21 protein-coding genes and 1 tRNA gene are annotated in these 18,847 nt (G+C 62.0%); 13 read left to right on the top strand and 9 right to left on the bottom strand.

The annotated features are described in order from the left end of the window. Positions 1 to 27: 27 nt before the first annotated feature. Positions 28 to 528, top strand: coding sequence for an NUDIX domain-containing protein (locus ACYG9Y_RS03120; RefSeq protein ID WP_031195895.1), 501 nt, complete (start codon positions 28 to 30; stop codon positions 526 to 528). A gap of 16 nt (positions 529 to 544) precedes the next feature. On the opposite strand, the gene ACYG9Y_RS03115 is transcribed toward ACYG9Y_RS03120, so the two are convergent. Then, entirely contained in the window at positions 545 to 1,531 is a 987-nt protein-coding gene (locus ACYG9Y_RS03115; protein WP_023705949.1) for a glutathione S-transferase family protein, read from the bottom strand. Positions 1,532 to 1,802: 271 nt separating this feature from the next. On the opposite strand from ACYG9Y_RS03115, the gene ACYG9Y_RS03110 reads away from it, so the two are divergent. The 6 genes from ACYG9Y_RS03110 to ACYG9Y_RS03085 all read left to right on the top strand — a co-directional run bounded on the left by ACYG9Y_RS03110 (position 1,803) and on the right by ACYG9Y_RS03085 (position 6,544). Continuing rightward, positions 1,803 to 2,339, top strand: coding sequence for a GNAT family N-acetyltransferase (locus ACYG9Y_RS03110; protein WP_023669955.1), 537 nt, complete (start codon positions 1,803 to 1,805; stop codon positions 2,337 to 2,339). A 106-nt stretch (positions 2,340 to 2,445) separates the two neighbouring features. After that, a complete protein-coding gene (locus tag ACYG9Y_RS03105) occupies positions 2,446 to 3,207 on the top strand; it encodes a 3-hydroxyacyl-CoA dehydrogenase (protein ID WP_023705950.1) in 762 nt (253 codons plus the stop codon). 6 nt (positions 3,208 to 3,213) lie between these two features. Continuing rightward, positions 3,214 to 4,380: a CaiB/BaiF CoA transferase family protein gene (locus ACYG9Y_RS03100; RefSeq protein WP_023705951.1), complete on the top strand. Its 1,167-nt coding sequence runs from the start codon at positions 3,214 to 3,216 to the stop codon at positions 4,378 to 4,380. A gap of 35 nt (positions 4,381 to 4,415) precedes the next feature. Beyond that, a complete protein-coding gene (locus ACYG9Y_RS03095; protein ID WP_023705952.1) occupies positions 4,416 to 5,186 on the top strand; it encodes a HugZ family pyridoxamine 5'-phosphate oxidase in 771 nt (256 codons plus the stop codon). A gap of 153 nt (positions 5,187 to 5,339) precedes the next feature. After that, the gene (locus ACYG9Y_RS03090; RefSeq protein ID WP_023669951.1) at positions 5,340 to 5,678 is read left to right on the top strand and encodes an ArsR/SmtB family transcription factor; all 339 of its coding nucleotides are present in this window, start codon (positions 5,340 to 5,342) and stop codon (positions 5,676 to 5,678) included. Between the two features lie 71 nt (positions 5,679 to 5,749). Next, a complete protein-coding gene (locus ACYG9Y_RS03085; protein ID WP_023737770.1) occupies positions 5,750 to 6,544 on the top strand; it encodes a TrmH family RNA methyltransferase in 795 nt (264 codons plus the stop codon). 38 nt (positions 6,545 to 6,582) lie between these two features. Here the strand turns inward: ACYG9Y_RS03085 and ACYG9Y_RS03080 are convergent, their stop codons facing one another. Together ACYG9Y_RS03080 and ACYG9Y_RS03075 are read right to left on the bottom strand one after the other, a co-directional pair. Next, on the bottom strand, positions 6,583 to 7,743 hold the full coding sequence (locus tag ACYG9Y_RS03080) for a coiled-coil domain-containing protein (protein ID WP_023737769.1): 1,161 nt from the start codon (positions 7,741 to 7,743) through the stop codon (positions 6,583 to 6,585). Between the two features lie 155 nt (positions 7,744 to 7,898). Next, entirely contained in the window at positions 7,899 to 8,435 is a 537-nt protein-coding gene (locus tag ACYG9Y_RS03075; protein WP_245259859.1) for a DUF1134 domain-containing protein, read from the bottom strand. A 390-nt stretch (positions 8,436 to 8,825) separates the two neighbouring features. Between ACYG9Y_RS03075 and chpT the strand changes: the two genes are divergently transcribed. Further along, complete coding sequence (gene chpT, locus ACYG9Y_RS03070; RefSeq protein ID WP_023669947.1) at positions 8,826 to 9,455, top strand: histidine phosphotransferase ChpT; 630 nt, start codon at positions 8,826 to 8,828, stop codon at positions 9,453 to 9,455. A gap of 243 nt (positions 9,456 to 9,698) precedes the next feature. Continuing rightward, a complete protein-coding gene (locus tag ACYG9Y_RS03065; RefSeq protein ID WP_023669946.1) occupies positions 9,699 to 10,067 on the top strand; it encodes a response regulator transcription factor in 369 nt (122 codons plus the stop codon). An 85-nt stretch (positions 10,068 to 10,152) separates the two neighbouring features. Here the strand turns inward: ACYG9Y_RS03065 and ctrA are convergent, their stop codons facing one another. Beyond that, positions 10,153 to 10,848: a response regulator transcription factor CtrA gene (gene ctrA, locus ACYG9Y_RS03060; protein ID WP_006203583.1), complete on the bottom strand. Its 696-nt coding sequence runs from the start codon at positions 10,846 to 10,848 to the stop codon at positions 10,153 to 10,155. Positions 10,849 to 11,297: 449 nt separating this feature from the next. Between ctrA and ACYG9Y_RS03055 the strand changes: the two genes are divergently transcribed. Continuing rightward, the gene (locus ACYG9Y_RS03055; RefSeq protein WP_023669945.1) at positions 11,298 to 11,675 is read left to right on the top strand and encodes a flagellar export protein FliJ; all 378 of its coding nucleotides are present in this window, start codon (positions 11,298 to 11,300) and stop codon (positions 11,673 to 11,675) included. 109 nt (positions 11,676 to 11,784) lie between these two features. Here the strand turns inward: ACYG9Y_RS03055 and ACYG9Y_RS03050 are convergent, their stop codons facing one another. Further along, positions 11,785 to 12,186, bottom strand: coding sequence for a winged helix-turn-helix transcriptional regulator (locus ACYG9Y_RS03050; protein WP_023691645.1), 402 nt, complete (start codon positions 12,184 to 12,186; stop codon positions 11,785 to 11,787). Positions 12,187 to 12,277: 91 nt separating this feature from the next. On the opposite strand from ACYG9Y_RS03050, the gene ACYG9Y_RS03045 reads away from it, so the two are divergent. Then, positions 12,278 to 13,207, top strand: coding sequence for an NADP-dependent oxidoreductase (locus ACYG9Y_RS03045; protein ID WP_023737768.1), 930 nt, complete (start codon positions 12,278 to 12,280; stop codon positions 13,205 to 13,207). A 64-nt stretch (positions 13,208 to 13,271) separates the two neighbouring features. Here ACYG9Y_RS03045 and sciP read toward each other — a convergent pair whose 3' ends face one another. Next, on the bottom strand, positions 13,272 to 13,547 hold the full coding sequence (sciP, locus tag ACYG9Y_RS03040) for a CtrA inhibitor SciP (RefSeq protein WP_013529904.1): 276 nt from the start codon (positions 13,545 to 13,547) through the stop codon (positions 13,272 to 13,274). A gap of 257 nt (positions 13,548 to 13,804) precedes the next feature. Between sciP and mnmA the strand changes: the two genes are divergently transcribed. Continuing rightward, positions 13,805 to 14,995, top strand: coding sequence for a tRNA 2-thiouridine(34) synthase MnmA (gene mnmA, locus ACYG9Y_RS03035; protein ID WP_023683624.1), 1,191 nt, complete (start codon positions 13,805 to 13,807; stop codon positions 14,993 to 14,995). 65 nt (positions 14,996 to 15,060) lie between these two features. Here the strand turns inward: mnmA and ACYG9Y_RS03030 are convergent, their stop codons facing one another. Beyond that, positions 15,061 to 16,020 (bottom strand): Gfo/Idh/MocA family protein, encoded by a 960-nt coding sequence (locus ACYG9Y_RS03030; RefSeq protein ID WP_023737767.1) that lies wholly within the window; start codon positions 16,018 to 16,020, stop codon positions 15,061 to 15,063. Positions 16,021 to 16,256: 236 nt separating this feature from the next. On the opposite strand from ACYG9Y_RS03030, the gene ACYG9Y_RS03025 reads away from it, so the two are divergent. Further along, positions 16,257 to 16,333, top strand: a tRNA-Met gene (locus ACYG9Y_RS03025). Here the strand turns inward: ACYG9Y_RS03025 and ACYG9Y_RS03020 are convergent. Beyond that, positions 16,290 to 17,918 carry a recombinase family protein gene (locus ACYG9Y_RS03020; RefSeq protein WP_031201392.1) on the bottom strand — a complete coding sequence of 543 codons (1,629 nt, stop codon included), beginning with the start codon at positions 17,916 to 17,918 and terminating at the stop codon, positions 16,290 to 16,292. The two genes, ACYG9Y_RS03025 and ACYG9Y_RS03020, sit on opposite strands and share 44 nt — an antisense overlap. 470 nt (positions 17,919 to 18,388) lie before the next feature. Beyond that, positions 18,389 to 18,844, bottom strand: a complete 456-nt coding sequence (locus tag ACYG9Y_RS03015; protein ID WP_023686247.1) for a helix-turn-helix domain-containing protein — start codon at positions 18,842 to 18,844, stop codon at positions 18,389 to 18,391. Positions 18,845 to 18,847: the final 3 nt, after the last annotated feature.

Here is an 18,847-nt window from a genome sequence, read left to right as displayed (position 1 = left end):
TCCTGCCCATCCACGGTTTCGCTAGTCATGGCTATATCGGACCCGGAGCAGGCGTTTCGCCAGACCGGCTGGGCAGGCCTCAGGGCAAGGCTGTTCCATCTCTATTTCCTTCTGCGGCGGCCGATGACGCTGGGCGTGCGCGGCCTGATCCACGATCGCGCCTCGAACACTGTCTTCCTCATCCGCCACACCTACGTTCCCGGCTGGCAATTGCCGGGCGGGGGCGTCGAAGTCGGCGAGACGCTCGGTGAGGCGCTGGTGCGCGAACTGGCCGAGGAAGGCAACATCGCGCTGACAGCCCAGCCGGTGCTGAAATCGATGCATTTCAACCGCCGCTCCAGCCGCCGCGACCATGTCGGCCTCTATCTCATCGAAACCTTCAACCAGACCGCGCCGAAACTGCCGGACCACGAGATCGCCGAAGCAGGCTTCTTTCCGCTCGACCGCTTGCCGCATGGCACGACGCCGGCGACGCTGCGGCGGCTTGCCGAGGTTTTTGAAGGCCAGCCGGTATCGCCGTACTGGTAGGCTGTCAATCCGATGCTCACGCCGCCTGCCTGAACCGCGCCCGGTCGTGCGGCGCGCCATAGTCGAGCCCAGGCCCGACCGGCACGATGCGCGTCGGGTTGATGCTCTCGTGGCTGCCGTAATAGTGCATTTTGATGTGGTGCAGGTTCACCGTGCCGGCGATACCAGGCACCTGGTAGAGGTCACGCAGATAGTTCGAAAGGTTCGGATAGTCGGCTATACGGCGCAGATTGCATTTGAAATGGCCGAAATAGACCGGGTCGAAACGCACCAGCGTGGTGAACAGCCGCCAATCGGCCTCGGTGACACGCTCGCCAGTGAGATAGCGCTGTTTTGACAGTCGGCCCTCCAGCGTGTCGAGCGCCGCGAACAGCTCGCCGAACGCCTCTTCATAGGCCGCTTGCGTGGTGGCAAAGCCGGCACGGTAGACGCCGTTGTTGACGGCTGGAAAGACCAGCGCATTGACCTTGTCGATCTCGCCGCGCAGGCCTGGCGGATAGGAATCGAGAGCGGCATCGCCCCACTCGTCGAAGGCCGAATTGAGCATGCGGATGATTTCGGCGGATTCATTGGAGACGATGGTCTCTTCCTTCTTGTCCCACAGCACCGGCACCGAAACCCGGCCCGAATAGGCTGGATCGGCCTTGGTGTAGATTTGGTGCAGGAAGTCGAGGCCGTAGAGCGTGTCGCCGGTGGCGCCATCCTCGGCCAAAAACGTCCAGCCCTCAGCACCGAGGAAATGATGCACGACTGAAACCGGGATGATGTCTTCTAGCTTCTTCAGCGCGCGAAAGATCAGCGTGCGGTGCGCCCACGGACAGGCGAGCGAGACATAAAGATGGTAGCGTCCGGGCTCGGCCTTGAAGCCGCGCGTACGACCTTGCGCCGGCGCGCCGTCGCGCGTGATCCAGTCACGCCACTGCGTCTCGGCGCGGATGAACCTGCCGCTGCTATCGACATTGGCCGGACGGCCCTGCCATTTGCCTTCGACCAGCAATCCCATACGAAATCTCCTTGCGTGCCTTGGCCAATGTAGTCGCAAGGCGGCAATGCCGAAGCCGTCATCTGCTGAACAGAGCGTCACTCGTATGAAACGTCGGATGAAAACAGCCGATTGCAGCCGCCGGAAATTGATGCTAGCGGACACTCCGCATGTTCGATCTTGGCTTGATCCGGTTTGACCGACGACGAAAGGGCGCCCGCGCTTAGAAAGCGCTGACTGGCGAACGCTGCCGCTTGCAGCAACCTTTCCTCTTTATCGGACCGCGAAGACCATGAGCCTTGCCGACGTGAAATACCTGCCGGAAACTCCGGCGCATGATCCCGAAATCGAAGCCATCAACGACGAAGCCTTTGGCCCCGGCCGTTTCGTGCTGGCCGCCTACAAGATCCGCGAGACCGGCGGCCACGAGCGCTCGCTGTCCTTTGTCGCCATGGATGGCGACATCGTCATTGCTTCGGTGCGCATGACCCGCATCGCCGCCGGCGCCGGCCGCGCGCTGATGCTCGGGCCGCTTGCCGTGCGGCCCGCCTTCAAAAATCTCGGCATCGGCCGCCGGCTCGTGGCGATCGCGCTGGAGGCGGCCGCCAAGGCCGGCGCGCCGGCGGTGATCCTTGTCGGCGACGAGCCTTATTACGGCCCGCTCGGCTTCAGAAAGATCCCCCGCGGCCAGATCTCCATGCCGCGCCCGGTCGACCTCGACCGGCTGCTGTCGCACGAGATCGTGCCCGGTGCCGTGGCGCGGCTCTCCGGCGAGGTCGGCCATGCCAGCCTTGCCAGGATCGCGGAGCAGGCACCAGTGATGGCCTGAGCTCCAGGATCGGTCACGGCACCGGTCGCGATGGATCCCCATTGGTCAGGTTGCACCATGGCGGCGACCTCCGTAGCATGACCCGGAACAGCACGGAGCATGCAGCATGAACCCGAACGGCCAGATTGCGATCGTAACCGGCGGCGGCTCCGGCCTCGGCGAGGCAACCGCCCGCGCGCTGGCCGACAAGGGCGCGCGCGTCGCCATTTTCGATATCGGCATCGACCGGGCATCGAAGGTGGCGGGCGACATTGGCGGCGCCGCCATCCAGTGCGATGTGAGCAGCGCCGACAGCGGTGCGGCCGCGGTCACCGAGGTGGAAAAGAGACTTGGGCCAGCGCGCATCCTGGTCAATTGCGCGGGCATTGCCATCGGCGTGAAGACGATCGGCAAGGATGGTCCACATCCGCTCGACCAGTACCGCAAGGTGATCGAGATCAATTTGATCGGCACCTTCAACATGATCCGCCTCGTCGCCGACCGTGCCGCCAAACTCGAACCGCTGCAGGGCGGCGAGCGCGGCGTCATCGTCAACACCGCGTCGGTGGCCGCTTATGATGGCCAGATCGGCCAGGCCGCCTATGCCGCATCCAAGGGCGGCGTCGTCGGCATGACGCTGCCGGTTGCCCGCGACCTGGCGCGCTCCGGCATTCGCGTCTGCACCATCGCGCCCGGCATCTTCAAGACGCCAATGATGGCCGGCATGCCGCAGGAGGTGCAGGATTCGCTCGGCGCGGCCGTGCCCTTCCCGTCCCGCCTCGGCGAGCCGTCCGAATATGCCGCGCTCGCCCTGCATATCGTCGAAAACCAGATGCTGAACGGCGAAACCATCCGCCTCGATGGGGCAATCCGCATGGCGCCGAAATAGACGGCCATGGCGGCCGGCGCAGTGAAGACCGGTCCGCTGGCCGGCCTGAAAGTCATCGAGATGGCTGGGCTTGGCCCGGTGCCGCTGGCGGGGCTGATGCTGTCGGACATGGGCGCCGAGGTGCTGCGCATCGAGCGCACCGGTTCGGACCAACCCCTGCTGCCGCTCTCCGATGCGTACAATCTCGACCGTCACGGCCGCTCCATCCTGCGCGTCGACCTCAAGCAGGCAAAAGGCACGGAACTGCTGCTGCACCTTGTCGAAAAGGCCGATCTGTTTGTCGAAGGCTTTCGCCCCGGTGTGATGGAGCGGCTCGGTCTCGGCCCGGATGCTGCATTGGCGCGCAATCCGGCGCTGATTTACGGCCGCATGACCGGCTTCGGCCAGGACGGGCCGCTCGCAGGTCGCGCCGGCCACGACATCACCTACCTCGCCTATTCCGGTGTGTTGCATGCCATCGGCCGGGAGGAAGGCCGGCCGGTGCCGCCGCTGAATCTGATCGCCGACAATGGCGGCGGCGCCATGATGCTGATCGCCGGGGTGCTTGCAGCGCTGTTCGAGCGCTCGCGCTCCGGCAAAGGCCAGGTGATCGACGCGGCGATGGTCGAGGGCGCTTCGATGCTGGCGGCTCCCATACACGCCTTCATGTCGGCAGGTCTGTGGAGTGACCGGCGCGGCGCCAACCTGCTCGATTCCGGTGCGCCCTTCTACGATAGCTATGAGACGGCGGATGCACGCCACGTTGCGGTCGGTTGCCTTGAGCCGCGCTTCTTCGCCGCCTTCGCAAGGCTGCTGCCGCTCGGCGAGGATTTTGTCCGCGGCCAATACGACAAGGCGTTGTGGCCGGACATGCGCGCGGCCATTGCCGACAGGTTCCGGCAGAAGACACGCGACGACTGGGACGCGCTGTTTGCCGCAAGCGACGCCTGCGTGGCGCCGGTTCTGTCGCTGGCCGAAGCCAGGGATCATCCGCACAACCGGGCGCGTCACGCATTTGTGAAAGCCGGTGCGCTCGAGCGCCCCGCGCCCGCGCCACGCTTCTCGGCCTCGCAGCCGGCGCTTGCCGGCATGCCTGAAGATGACGATCAGCTGCCCCAGACTGTGCTGGCGCGCTTCGGCTTTTCGACAGCCGAGATCAAAGCGCTTGTCAAAGCCGGCATGATTGGCCAATAACTGGATTTAGAAAATCAACTTACCTGGTGAGCATTTTGGACCAGCCGAAGAAGGACGTCATACGCGCGACGGACGCCGAGGCGATCAGGCTCGCCGCAACGCTGATCCGCAGCGCCCGGTTCGGCGCCTTCGCGGTGATCGAGCCGTCGACCGGCGCACCGCTGGCCTCCAGGGTCGGAGTCGCCACCGACATCGATGGCACGCCTCTGATCCTTGTCTCGGCGCTGTCAGCCCATACCGGCGCCATCCTTGCCGAGCCGCGCTGCTCGCTGCTTGTCGGCGAACCCGGCAAGGGCGATCCGCTGGCGCATCCCAGGATAACGCTGGTCTGCCGGGCGCAGCCGCTGGAACGCGGGTCGAGCGCGCATGCCCGCGCCGAGCGGCGCTATCTCAACCGCAATCCCAAGGCAAAGCTCTATGCCGGGCTCGGCGATTTCTCGATCTTTCGCCTCGAGCCGGAGCGCGCCAGGCTGAATGGCGGCTTCGGCAAGGCCTACCTGCTCGACCGTGCCGATCTCATCACCGAGGGGTTGATCGTCGACGAGCTGGCCGCCAGCGAACAATCCGCTCTCGACCACATGAATGCCGACCATCTCGACGCCATCGCCGTCTATGCCCATCATTTCGCCAGGGTTGAAGGTGATGGTTGGACCATGACCGGCTTCGATGCCGATGGCATGGACCTGGCATCGGGCGACACCGTTTGCAGGGTCTATTTTCCGCAGCCATTGAAGACCGCGCGCGACCTGCGGCCGGTTCTGGTCGACATGGCCAAAGCCGGTCGTGCGCCAGCTACGCAAGGATAATCGTCATGAATCAAAAGCACGTCTTGAGATTTGGGCGAAATCATCTACGATTCAGGCGACGCTGAATCAGCAGCGTGATCCATAGCTGAATTATAGCAGCCAACGCTATTTGCCCCCATAGCGTTTGGATGAGCAGGAAAACATGGGGCATCGATGGTCTCGACCAAACTAATCGCCAATGCCGAATCGGCGGCGACATTTCTGACCCTTATGGGCAACGAAAAGCGGCTCTTGATCATGAGCTATCTGGCCGACGGTGAAATGTCGGTCGGCGCCATCGCCGAAAAGGTGATGCTCAGCCAGTCCGCTTTGTCGCAACATCTGGCCAAGCTCAGGGCGCTCGATCTTGTCGAGACCCGCCGCGACCGGCAGATGATCTACTATTCCTGCAAGTCCGAAGCGGTGCGCGAACTGTTGCGCATGCTGGACGGCATTTTCGGGATAGGCGACTTGTCCCAGATGGCAACGCGTCTGCGCCGCGCCGGGACTTGACCTGCAGGGCTTGACTGGCGGCTCCGATCGCTCCTTACCTCGCTGACGATTTTTCGCCGGCCGAGGTATTGATGGATCCGATCCAGATCGACGACGCGCGCGATCCGCGGGTCGCCGCCTATCTCGACATCCGCGAGCGCGATCTCACCGGCCGCCATGGCCGGTTCGTTGCCGAAGGCAAGGTGGTGCTGGACGTCCTGCTGTCAGCCGGACGCTTTGCTGCGGAGTCGGTCCTGGTCCTCGAAAACCGGCTGGCCGGGCTCCACGACATCCTGCGCAAGGCCCCTGCCGACCTGCCGGTCTACGTTGCGGCAAGCGCCGTCATGGACAGGATCGCCGGCTTCCACATGCATCGCGGTATATTGGCGATCGGCAGCAAGGGCACGCCACAGCCCGCCGAGGCCTTGCTCGACACCTTGCCTGCCGAAGCGTTGATCGTCGTTCTCATCGGCATCGCCAACCATGACAATATCGGATCGATCTTCCGCAATGCCGCCGCCTTCGGCGCCGATGCCGTCTTCGTCGACGCCACCTGTTGCGACCCACTGTATCGCAAGGCGATCCGCGTCTCCGTCGGCGCCGCGTTGAAGGTGCCCTTTGCGTCCTTCGGCGACACTGAAGCTTTCATCGCGAAGCTCGGCGAGTTGGGCTTCGGCCAGGTCGCTTTGTCGCCGCGTGGTGAGGCTGACATTCGTGATGCCGCGCGACCGAAACGACTGGCGCTCTATCTCGGCACCGAAGGCGAGGGCCTCCCGGAGAGCCTGCTTGCCCGCCTGCGGACGGTGCGGATCGCGATGTCGGAAGGGTTCGACAGCCTGAATGTCGCTGCCGCGTCAGCCATTGCGCTGCACCATTTTTCGCCCTGATAGGCGTAGTCAGGCAATTCCAAGCCGGGGCTTGAAACTCAGCTCGGCAAATCTGCCTTCTGCAACGCCCGCACGCGATCGGCGAGGCTGGTGGTTCCCGACCGCGTTTCCTGCGGCGCCGCCAGCGCCTTGGCGATCGGTGAACCGGGTCCTTCGAGCTTGGCCGTCAAATGGACGACCTCAGCCGCCAGATTGTTCATCTGTTCGCGCAAGGCAGAACCGGCATCATTGCCATTGCCGGGGCCATTCCCGGGCTTCGCGGATCCAGAACCGCCAAGCTCCGCCTTCATCCGCTTGTTTTCGCGGGCCAGCGTCGTCAGCCTGGCTTCGAGCCGCTCTCGGTCGCCTTCGAGCTTGGCGAGCGTCTTGTCGATGTCCTCGTTCCTGGCGCGGGCGCTGTCTTGCGCACCAACTAGGCCAGCAGCCGCGGCGCCTCCCGCAGCCTCGCCCTTCACCCGTTCGCGAAGCCGGGCCAGTTCCTTTTCGCGGCGATCGAGCTTGTCCTCGCGATCGGCAAGCGTGGCGAGCAGACGCTCGAGCTTTCTGTCGAGATCAGCGGTTCTTTTCTTTTCGGCCTTCAAGGCATCGCGCGTGGCCTTGGCCTCGGCGACGACTTCCTGATGGCGCCTGTCGGCCTCCTTGCGCTGGCCGCGCAGCACTGAAATGTCGTTGGCAAGTTTTTCCAGCTCGGATTCGCGAGCCACCAGTTCGATCTGACGATTGCTGGAGGAGAAGGACGCGTCGTCGTACATATGCTCGAGCTTTTCCAGCTCGAGCGCGCGCTTTTCCATCATGCGCTCTGTTTGTGCAAGCCTGTCCGACAGCTGTTGTATCTGCTGCTCGCGATGCAGCAGCAATTCGTTTTTTTCCCCGAGCTCCGAAAGCGCCTGCTTCTTGTCTTTGCGCTCGACCGCCAGGCCCTTCAGCGCCTCGCGGCCGCGATTGATTTCGACGAGTTGCTCATTCGCCTGCTCACGCAGCGTCTTGATGCTGATTTCGAGCCGGCGCGTCGTCATGGCGAACTCGGCCCGCAAGCTGTCCTTGTCGGCCTGGATCTCGGCCAGCGTTCGCGGCACCGACGCCTCGACACGCTTGCGTGTCAGCGCGACCGCCCGCCGCCAGATGGCCGGCGCGACCAGCAGCGCCAGAAAGCCTGCGCACAGAAAGCCGAGGGCGAAGAACAGGATCGACTGAACCAAGGTGACTACCCGTTACGGGCGGGCCGCTATCCGGCAACCGCCAAGTCTGGACTTTGCCATGTTCGCATGACGCAAATCCAGCGCTGCGGCAAGGGTTTGCCGCAGCTGCACCGGGTCAGAATCTGTTGATCGGGTCGAAGTGTGGTCGGAATCGCTCAGAAAGGATTCCAGGTCGGCCTCTGCGTCAGCTTCAGATAGCCGAGATTGACGCCAAGCCGCGCGCCGACGCCGGTGCGGATCGGCACCAGCAGCACCCTGTTGTTCTGCAGCACGTTGAAGCCGACGCCGGCCACGACATAGGCCGAACCGGCAACGCCGCCGAACCGATTGTAGAGATTGCTGACGTCGTCGAGGTTATAGACGAGCATCATCACCCGCGATCCCTCGCCGCCGAAATCCCAACCGAGCGAAGGCCCTTGCCAGAACACCTTATGGTCGCCGGCATTCTTGGTGTAGAGCGTACCTTCGCCATAGGTCAGGCCGCCAATCAGCGCGCCGGATCCCTCTTCGCCGAGCAGATAGCCATTGGGCAGGCCGTAGGAGGCAAAAATCTTCTCGACGACGGTGGCGAGACCGCCCGACGTCGCGCCGAAGAACTTGTGACCGGAATCGACGATCTCCTGAGCGGTGTATTCCTGTGCCCGCGACGCAGAGGTTGAGAAAGCGAGAGCGCCCATGAGGGCAATCGCCATGAAGAAGACGCGGACAAACGTCCGGTCGTAGAATCGGGAAACCATGCTTCCAATCTCCGTCAGGGAGCACTTTCGCCGACGCCTCGCACCCCGTCCGGCTCTTTAGGCGGCCGTTAAGGATGACTGTTACGGGCAAACTATGCCGTAATCCTTTTTCAACCATTAACCTCCCACATGAACATGGCGGTTCGAAGGCTGTTTCTGACGGTCTGCGCGGGCGCCCATCCTGTGCAAAGTGCCGTTTTTCTCACAAGAATTGTGGATTGTTGCTGCACGCTCGGGCGCTGTGTATTCAGAATGCCTGGGGGGAGAGAGCGTGATTCGGGTGGTGAGCGTGGCTGTCGGCCGCGCGGCCACCAGGATGTGAATTTTAGCAGGGATTTTTCGCCGATGGCTGAGCTTTTCTCTCTCTCCGCACCCGATCTCGCAGCCTTGTTGTGCAGCCGAGTCTGCCACGACATCATTTCGCCGGTCGGCGCCATCAACAACGGCCTTGAACTCCTGGACGAGGGCGGCGCCGACGAAGACGCCATGAAACTGATCCGGCAGAGCGCCAGAAACGCTTCGGCCCGCCTGCAATTCGCCCGCATCGCCTTCGGCGCCGCCGGTTCGGCGGGCATGATGATCGACACCGGCGATGCCGAGTCCGTCGCCATCGCCTTCCTGAAGAACGAGAAGCCGGAATTGATCTGGAACGGGGTTCGCGCCCTGCTGCCCAAGAACAAGGTCAAGCTGCTGCTCAATTTGCTGCTCGTCGCCAATGCCGCCATCCCGCGCGGTGGCAGATTGGTGGTCACGCTGGAAAACCTCGACACCGAGCCGCGCTTTGCGCTTGCCGCAAGCGGCCCGATGCTGCGCGTGCCGCCGAAATTCCTCGAGCTCCATTCCGGCAACAAGCCCGAGGAGCCTATCGACGCCCATACCGTCCAGCCCTACTACACGCTGCTGCTGGCGCGTGAGGCCAACATGACGATCTCGATTCATGCGACCGCCGAAGAGATCGTGCTGTCCGCGGCTTGAGCGAAGCCGTTCGGCAGGACGCCGAGCATCAAGAACAATCAAGTATCTTTTCCCGCTGATATTTGCGGCAATTCAGAACAGGCAAGTTTCAGCGCCGGCAACGCCCCTGCCGAATGGGGCTGCAAACGACATGTTTGTAAAAACTTTACCTAACGGCTTTTCTGCTTCTTTACCAGATCGGCCTAGTGTGCATCCCGATACCCGGATGCCGCCGGTTCGCCCCATGGCAAAGAGGACCCGGAAATGAAGCGCTGCATGTTTGTCGACGATTCGAGCGTCATCAGAAAGGTTGCAAAACGGATTCTTGGCGGCTCCGACATGGTGGTGATCGAAGCGGCAACTGGACTTGATGCTGTCGAGATGTGCGCTGCCGAGATGCCTGATGTGATTGTCGTCGACGGCGCCCTGCCGGACATGCAAGCGGTCGACGTCATTCGCCAGGTTCGCGCCATGGAGAGCACGATCAAACCGCAGATTCTGATCTCACTGGTCGAGGTCGATGTTGCCTCGATCATGAAGGCAAAGCGCGCCGGCGCCCAGGGTTATCTGTTGAAGCCGTTCAACCGGCCGCAACTGCTCGAACGTTTTCGTACCTTGAAGGTTGCCGCCTGACTCGGCACGTCCTCGGCCAAGAAGGACAGCAAAAAAACCGGCCTGAGCCGGGTTTTTTGCATTGGTTCAATCGGATGGTGTTCGCTCAGGCGCTGACGCGGATGTCTTCCGGCTCGCGCAGCACATAGCCGCGACCCCAGACCGTCTCGATGTAGTTCTGGCCACCGGATGCTGCGTCGAGCTTCTTGCGCAGCTTGCAAATGAAGACGTCGATGATCTTCAGTTCCGGTTCGTCCATGCCACCATAAAGGTGGTTGAGGAACATTTCCTTGGTCAGCGTGGTGCCCTTGCGCAGCGAGAGCAACTCCAGCATCTGGTATTCCTTGCCGGTCAGATGCACGCGCTGGCCGCCGACTTCGACGGTCTTGGCGTCGAGATTGACCACCAGGTCGCCGGTGGTGATGACCGACTGGGCATGGCCCTTGGAACGGCGCACAATGGCATGAATGCGGGCGACCAGCTCGTCCTTGTGGAACGGCTTGGTCATATAGTCGTCGGCGCCGAAGCCCAGGCCGCGCACCTTGTCCTCTATACCGGCCATGCCGGACAGGATCAGGATCGGCGTCTTCACCTTGGACAGGCGAAGTGTCCGCAAGACTTCGTAGCCGGACATATCGGGAAGGTTGAGGTCGAGAAGAATGATATCGTAATCATAAAGTTTACCGAGATCGACACCTTCTTCGCCGAGGTCGGTCGTGTAAACATTAAAACTTTCAGATTTGAGCATCAGCTCGATGCTCTGAGCGGTTGCACTGTCGTCTTCTATCAGCAGAACGCGCATTTCATTCCCCTTTTCTGCCGCCGGACCATGTCACGACCCATCCGGGACCGGAGCAGTGATTGCCTGAACAGAGGCTGCCATCGAATGGTTAACAAAACCTAATTCCGCACCAAAGACGGTACCAGATTTTTTAACCCCTTTCTACACCCTCTTGAATCTAATGATGAATCACAGAACCAAATCGCTAATGCAACACATTAATAAGTCGGACTAAGTGACTCAAGGGACTCGCTGGCCGGCTTCCGTATCGGGAGCCGGAATTTTTACCCGGCCTTAAGTCCTCGCCCTTATGATTAACAATGCGCGTAAACGAATGGTTACCGCCGGCAAAAAACTTTAGGGATTTGTTTCCCATAGTTCGGGGAATGCCGGTGGATACGGGCGGCGCCAGGCCCTGGCGGGCGGATTGGACGATATGTGCAGGTGTGCGTTTCCGGGAGTACCGAATCATGAAGTCACGTGAAAACCTCGTTCGGCTGAAGCAATTTCAGGTGAATGAGAAGCGGCGGCAGCTGCTGCAGCTCGACATGATGATCGCCGAGTTCGAGCGCATGGCCGTTGAACTGGAGCTTCAGATCACCGCCGAGGAGAAGAAGGCCGGCATCACCGACATCAATCATTTTGCCTATCCGACCTTCGCCAAGGCGGCGCGTCTGCGCCGTGATAACCTCAGAAACTCTCAAAGCGACCTCGCCCAGCAGCGAAGCGCTGCCGAATCATTACTCGGCGAAGCTGAAGCGGAGCTTTCCAAGGCCGAGATGCTGGAATCGCGCGACACCAAGATCCGCGACGCGGAACTCGGCGGTCGCAGCGCCATGATCGGCTGACGGCAGGGTTTTAACCCGACCGGCGCCGCCTGACGCCGCGCTTTGCTTTGCGTGTAGCGCGCCAAAAGGCTCCGGCGCTGCTGATCCGGCCCGTAAGGCGGCCGCAGCTTCAGGCCCGTGCCAAATCCCTGTCCAGGTTCGCCGCTGCCCTCGCCCGCGCTTGCTTGATGTCAGGCACATGCTCTTCCGACCAGGACCGTATCTGGGTGAGCAGCCCCGCCAGGTTCTGGCCAAGTTCGGTCAATTCATATTCGACCCGCGGCGGGATCACCGGAAAGATTTCGCGCCGCACAAGCCCGTCGCGCTCGAGGACGCGCAGCGTCTGCGTCAGCATTTTAGGCGTGATGCCTTCGAGCTTACGCGCCAGTTCGCCGTTGCGCATCCGGCCACGGCGCAGCGCACAAACCGTCAGATAGACCCATTTGCTGGCCAGCATCTCGAGCACGGCGTGCGAAGGACACGTCCGCTGGAAGGCGTCATAGCCGGAGCCGCAATCATTATCACTATCCATTAGGTGCCTATATATGGAAAAGGTACATACTGGACAAGGGAATATTACTATCCAAATGATAGTGGCACAGAAACCCCAGCAGGAGCCTCCCATGCGTGCCGTTGTCCAGAATTCAGTCGGCGGACCCGACGTCCTCGTCATCGCCGATCGCCCCGCGCCCTCGCCCAAGTCAGGCGAAGTGCTCGTGCGCGTGCATGCCGCCGGCATCAATCCGGTCGATGGCTCGGTGCGCGCCGGTTACTATCCTTTGCTGGGCGAACCGCCCTTCACTTTGGGCTGGGATATTTCAGGCACGGTCGAGGCGGTGGGCCCAGGCGTCGATGGCGGCCTCAAGGTCGGTGACGCCGTGTTCGGCATGCCGCATTTTCCCAAGCAGGCCGCAGCCTATGCGGAACTCGCTGTCACCCCGGCTGATGAAATCGCACCGAAGCCGCAAGGCATCGATCACTTTCATGCAGGCGCGCTGCCGCTGGCCGGCCTGACCGCCTGGCAAGGCCTTGTCCGCCATGGCGGCCTGAAGCGCGGCCAGCGCGTGCTGATCCATGCCGCGGCCGGCGGCGTCGGGCATCTGGCGGTGCAGATCGCCAAGGCGCACGGCGCTTATGTCATCGCCACCGCCAGCCCGAAGAAACTCGATTTCGTCCGCTCGCTCGGCGCCGATGAAGTGGTCGACTACACCAAGCGAGATTTCACCGCCGAGGTCAGCGACGTCGACCTGGTGCTGGAGCCGATGGGCGGCGACCATGCCGACCAATCGCTGACAGTCCTGAAGGACGGTGGCGCCCTGGTGTCGCTGCTCAATGTCCACGACACCACCCGAGCCAAGGCTGCTGCGCGTGGGATCCGCGTCGAGCGCATGTCCGTCGTGCCCGACCGTGAAGGCCTCGTCGAACTTGCCAAACTGGTCGATGCGGGAAAGCTTGCGGTCCATGTGGCAAAGGCGTTTCCGCTCGAACAGGCGGGCGCCGCGCACGCTTTTCTCGCCACTAGGCCGATCGGCAAGGTGGTGCTGACGGTCTGAAGCAGGCATTACCGACAGGCAAAAGGGCGCGGTTACCGCGCCCTTTTCTATTGTGGTCCTGGCTCTAGTGCCGGTATTGCTGGATGCGCGTCGTGCGCAGCCCGGCAAGGCCGTATTCGTCGATCGACGCTTGCCAGGACAGGAATTCCTCGGTGGTCAGCTTGTAGCGCTGGCATGCCTCGTCGAGGCTCAAAAGCCCGCCGCGCACCGCAGCAACCACTTCCGCCTTGCGCCGGATAACCCAGCGACGTGTATTCGTCGGCGGAAGATCGGCAATCGTAAGAGGGCTGCCGTCAGGCCCAATAACATATTTGACTCGCGGTCTAACAAGATCGGTCATCGTACTCTCTACTAAAAACTCAAAGACCCAATCCCCACCACATTACCGCCACAGCTTTAAAAATTGCCTAAGCGAACCCTAATGAGTAGGTAAGGATCATGAACGCCGCGTTAGTCTTTTCGTCGGCATTTGAGGCAACGGCGGGCAGGCGCGCAATTTTCCCGCAAAATCGGCACCGCCGCAAAGCTGGCGCCGCTGGTGTGGTTGACCTATATTCGCGCCACTGCCATTGAAGCGCCGCGCAGAACGAAAGAACCATGAACAGCCTCGACCTTCCCGCCAGCCCGCAAAACACCCGCATCGTCGTCGCCATGTCGGGCGGTGTGGATTCGTCTGTCGTTGCCGGCCTTTTGAAGCGCGAAGGCTATGATGTCGTCGGCGTCACGCTGCAGCTCTACGACCATGGCGCCGCAACGCACCGGGCCGGGTCGTGCTGCGCCGGCCAGGACATTGACGATGCCCGCCGCGTTTCCGAGACACTGGGCATTCCGCATTACGTGCTCGACTATGAGGAGCGCTTCCGTAAGGCGGTCATCGACCCGTTTGCCGAAAGCTACGTCGCCGGCGAAACGCCCATTCCGTGCGTCTCTTGCAATCAGACGGTGAAGTTCGCCGACCTTTTGGCCACCGCCAAGGACCTTGGCGCCGATGCGCTCGCCACCGGCCACTATATCCGCTCCGGGGCCAATGGCGCCCACCGCGCGCTATTCCGGCCCGTCGATGCCGACCGCGACCAGAGCTATTTCCTGTTTGCCACCACGCAGGCGCAGATCGACTATCTGCGCTTTCCGCTGGGTGGGCTGTCCAAGCCTGCGGTGCGGGCCATCGCCGAAGAAATGGGGCTGACCGTTGCCGCCAAGCAGGACAGTCAGGACATCTGCTTCGTGCCGCAGGGCAAATATTCCGACATCATCGCCAAGCTGAAGCCAGCTGCCGCCAACCCAGGCGACATCGTCCATATCGACGGCCGCGTGCTCGGTCGCCATGACGGCATCCTGCGCTATACGATCGGCCAGCGCCGCGGCATCGGCATCGCCTCGGGCGAGCCGCTTTACGTCGTCCATCTCGACGCCGACCGGGCCCGTGTCATCGTCGGCCCGCGCGAGGCGCTGGAGACCCACAAGATCTATCTGCGCAACATGAACTGGCTGGGCGATCGCGCGCTGTCCGACATTCCGGCCGCCGGCATGGAGCTGTTCGCCAAGGTCCGCTCGACGCGGCCGCCGCGCCCGGCCGTGCTGCATCACCGCGCCGGCAGCACCTTTGTCGAACTGGTCGACGGCGAGTCCGGCATCGCGCCCGGACAGGCCTGCGTGCTCTATTCCGACGACGGCAACGAAGCCCGCGTCTTCGGCGGCGGCTTCATCGAGCGCTCCGAGCGCGGCGCCGAGGCCGAAGCCATGCTCAGCCGGCTCGCAGCCAGGCCGGCGCAGATTCCCGCAGAGTAAACACTACCCCTCTCGGAGACAGTTTTAGTTTCGATCTGCCTTACGGGCAGAGTTTCGAAACGGTCTCAGGACTTTGTGTGCGTGACTGTACCCGCCGTCAGGATGCGGAGCACCCTGATGGCTTCCTCGCCGCTGGTGCGCGGCTCGGCCCGCGTCTCGATACACTGGATAAAGTGCTCGAGCTCGCGCGTCAGCGGCATGCCCTGGCCGACCGCGACATAGGATGGCTCGTTGGTGGTGAAGGCCCACTGGCCGCTGTCCTGCCACACCGCGTGGCGGTAGACGGCCAGCTTGCGCTCCCAGGGCTCGACATCGTCGAACACCGCCATTGCCTTGGTGCCGACCACGGTCAGCCGCCGCTCGCGATAGGGATTGAGCCGCGAGGTGAAGAGATGGCTGCGCAGCCCGTTGGGAAAACGCATGTGCAGATGCGCGAAATCGCTGAGATTGTCGAGGAGTGCCGCCCCCTCGCCCCTGACCTCGATCGGCTCGGTGCCGGTGATGGCCAGGATCATCGACAGATCGTGCGGCGCCAGATCCCACAGTGCGTCGTTCTCGGTGTGGAATTTGCCGAGGCCGAGCCGGTGCGAGTGGATGTAGCGGACCTCGCCGAGCTCGCCATTGTCGATCAGCGCCTTCAGCGTCTCGAAGGCGGGATGGAAGCGCAAGACATGGCCGACCATGAACACGCGGCCATTGTCCCTGGCCGCCTGCACGGCGCGCTCGGCGTCGGGCACGGTCAACGCAATCGGCTTTTCCACCAGCACGTCCTTGCCGGCCTCAGCGGCGCGCACGGCAAGATCGGCATGGAACTGCGGCGGCAGCGCCATGACGATGGCGTCGATATCATCACGCACGAACAGCTGGTCGGGCTCGATCGCCAGGCAGTCCTGCTCGCTGGCAAAGCCTTCGGCCCGCGCCCGATTGGCATCGGAAACCGCATGCAGCGTGCCGAGCGCCTTGAGGGTGCGGATGTGGTTGCTGCCCCAGTATCCGCAACCGAGGACTGCAATGCGCGGCTTCATCAGCTTCAAACTCTAATTTCTTGGCCGAGACATAGCGGCGTGCCCCGTCGAACTCAACCCCGGTGGCTTACCGGAGATGCCAGCCCGGCAAAGCTTTTACCGGCGACAATATGCCGGCGCCCCTCGCGCATCGATGCTTGACAGGCTCGCCCTCCCAACCTTATATCCGCGCGACCTTGGCGAACGCCTCGAAATGCCTTTCGATTTAAGGCGGATTTCGGGCCTTTCGCCGCCCTGGCGGGGTAGCTCAGTTGGTTAGAGCACGGGAATCATAATCCTGGGGTCGGGGGTTCAAGTCCCTCTCCCGCTACCACCATTCCCCCCGCTCGTTTGACGCCGTGGGGGAAGGCACCCTCGCCCAAGAGTGCCGTTAACCGCCCAGCGATTTCGACTTCGACGCCGCCGATCCTCGATGGATCTCGAAACACCGTGACGGTTTCGACCAAGTCGCGCATTGCCTCTGCACATTCGGAATCGCCAAAAGCAATGCCCTTAGCAAGCCCGGTCCGAAGTTGGTTTAGTTGTTCCTCGTAGCGAGCGAGCACCGCAGGGTGCAGCGCGATCACTCCCGTAGCGGCGGGCACCCGATCCAACTCGGCTAGAATGCCCTTACGCTCTTCATTCAGCGTTGTTGATTGCGGTCCCAGCACGGCTGGGTCGCCATAGCCCTTGGCAATGGCGTTGACCAGGCGCTCGATCTCCCGAGTTAGTTCTTCAAGCCGTCGCTCCAAACGGCTGCGCCTGGCATCGGTGTCGGCTGCCAAGCGCTTCCGTTCTTCGTGGTAGGTCTGGACGTACTGGGCAATCACTTCGGGATGGCGCAACTCGGCGGAAAGGCCGTTCAGAACTGCAGCTTCGACCGTATCCAAATAGAAGGTCTTGGGATCGGCGCATGTTCCGCTTTCAGTCGCGGCGGAACAGCGGATGCGAATGCGCTTGGACTTGTCCACGCCTTTCGACGACATTCCCGCACCACAGGCACCACACCTCAGGAGCCCCGTCAACATGTGCCGTGGTCGGCGCTGGTGGCTTGGATGAGTGGCTGCACGCGCCTTCTTGCGTGCTTGTGCTGCGTCGAACAGGTCGGACGGAACAATAGCGAGGTCGGGCACTGCGACTACTCGCCAGTCACCCTTGGGATTTGGGCGCGAGACACGTTTCCCCGTGTCAGGATCCTTGATCATTCTGACCCTGTTCCAGATCAGGCGGCCAGCATAAAGCTCATTGTGAAGCAGCCCCGTCCCTCTCTGCACATTTCCATTGATGGTGGAGGCATTCCAGGCACGACCGCGAGGCGGCGGTATGCGGTCTGTGTTTAGATCGTGAGCGATATCGCGCGGGGTTTGCCCTGCGACATACTCTCGAAAGACACGACGCACGATTTCCGCTTCATCCTCTGCGATCATCCGCTTCCCGGGATCGCCTAGCACGTACGAATAGCCATAGGTCAGACCGCCGGCGTGAAGCCCTTTGTTGACTCGGCCGGCTTGGCCCCTGCGGACTTTGTGAGCGATGTCCTCTCGGTATAGCTGGCCAACGAGACCGCGCAGGCCGACCAAGACCGTGTTCACCACGCCTTCGTGAACGGCACGAATTTCGATGCCGAGAAATGAAAGGCGTTTGTGAATGCCCGCAAGGTCTTCCATGTCGCGCGAAAGCCGATCAAGTGCCTCTACGACGAGCACGTCGAATTCGTGCTCACGCGCTTTGTCCATGAGCTGAAGTAATCCGTCACGGCCCAGGACGGAGCCACCGGAGCGTGCTCGGTCGTCAAACGTTGCGACAACGTTCAACCCCTCACGTTCTGCATATGCTCGGCACAAAGCGAGTTGATCGTCGATTGATCGCTCATTTTGGAGGTCGGTTGAGAAGCGTGCGTAGATCGCGGTTCGAGTCATGATAAGTTTTCTCGGCCTGTTCACGCTCGTGGTCTTCGCGAGCCGCTTGGCGCGCAAGTGCTTTTGCAAGGCGCAGAATCGCTCTATCAGGCGCTCGGAACAAGGCCCTTTTTTGGTGCCTCACAACCATTGCGAGTAGCGCTCGCTACGGATCGGCTGGGCTTCTGCTGAAAATAAGAATGCGCGGCTTGGTTCGATCCTGCCGAGATCATGATCTTGGTCCATGTCTCCCAGATGCGCGCATGCAGGAGATGAGAAAAGCCATCAAATTGATTAGTCGCAGAATTGGATAGCAAGGCGTGCTTTTCGGAAATCCGTAAGTCCCAACCTCAAGCCGCAAGCTATTCCGGGCGGCTCTGGAGAAGCTCTCAGGCATGTCTGGCGGGATCGCCTGACTACACCCACCGCCGTCTTTCCGAGGTTGTAGGCAACAAGTGGCGCGGGCCCTCACGACCTCCTCAACCTCGTTTCTAATACTCGTCTGGGCATTGCACAGGATCGATTTCCTTTCCCAATTCAAAGAGCAGAGACGACACGCGGTTGCGCACACGCGGGGGGAGTCGCATCAGCCTTTCGATCAAGCGTCTGCCTTCCGCGCTGGCGATGAATCCCAGGCGTTCGTCTACGGTCAGGAGCGGAGCGGTTGCCTCGCCATTGCCCGGCAGACCATCGAAGAAGCGGCTGACAGGAACATCCAGCGAGCGGGCGATTTCGTAGAGCGTGGAAGCGCTGACGCGGTTGCGCGCGCTTTCGTATTTCTGGAGCTGTTGAAAGCTGATGCGGATCGCACGGGCCAGTTGCGCCTGCGAGACGTCCGACTGGACTCGCAGAGTCGCGATCTGCCTGCCGACGTGACGGTCGGCCGGATGGGGACCGACCTCACCGTTAGGTGCCACACCGCTTTGAAAACGATCCAAGATTTTCATCAA

This window comes from Mesorhizobium sp. W050 (assembly GCF_054719535.1).
This window is presented reverse-complemented; position numbering and strand designations above follow the sequence as displayed.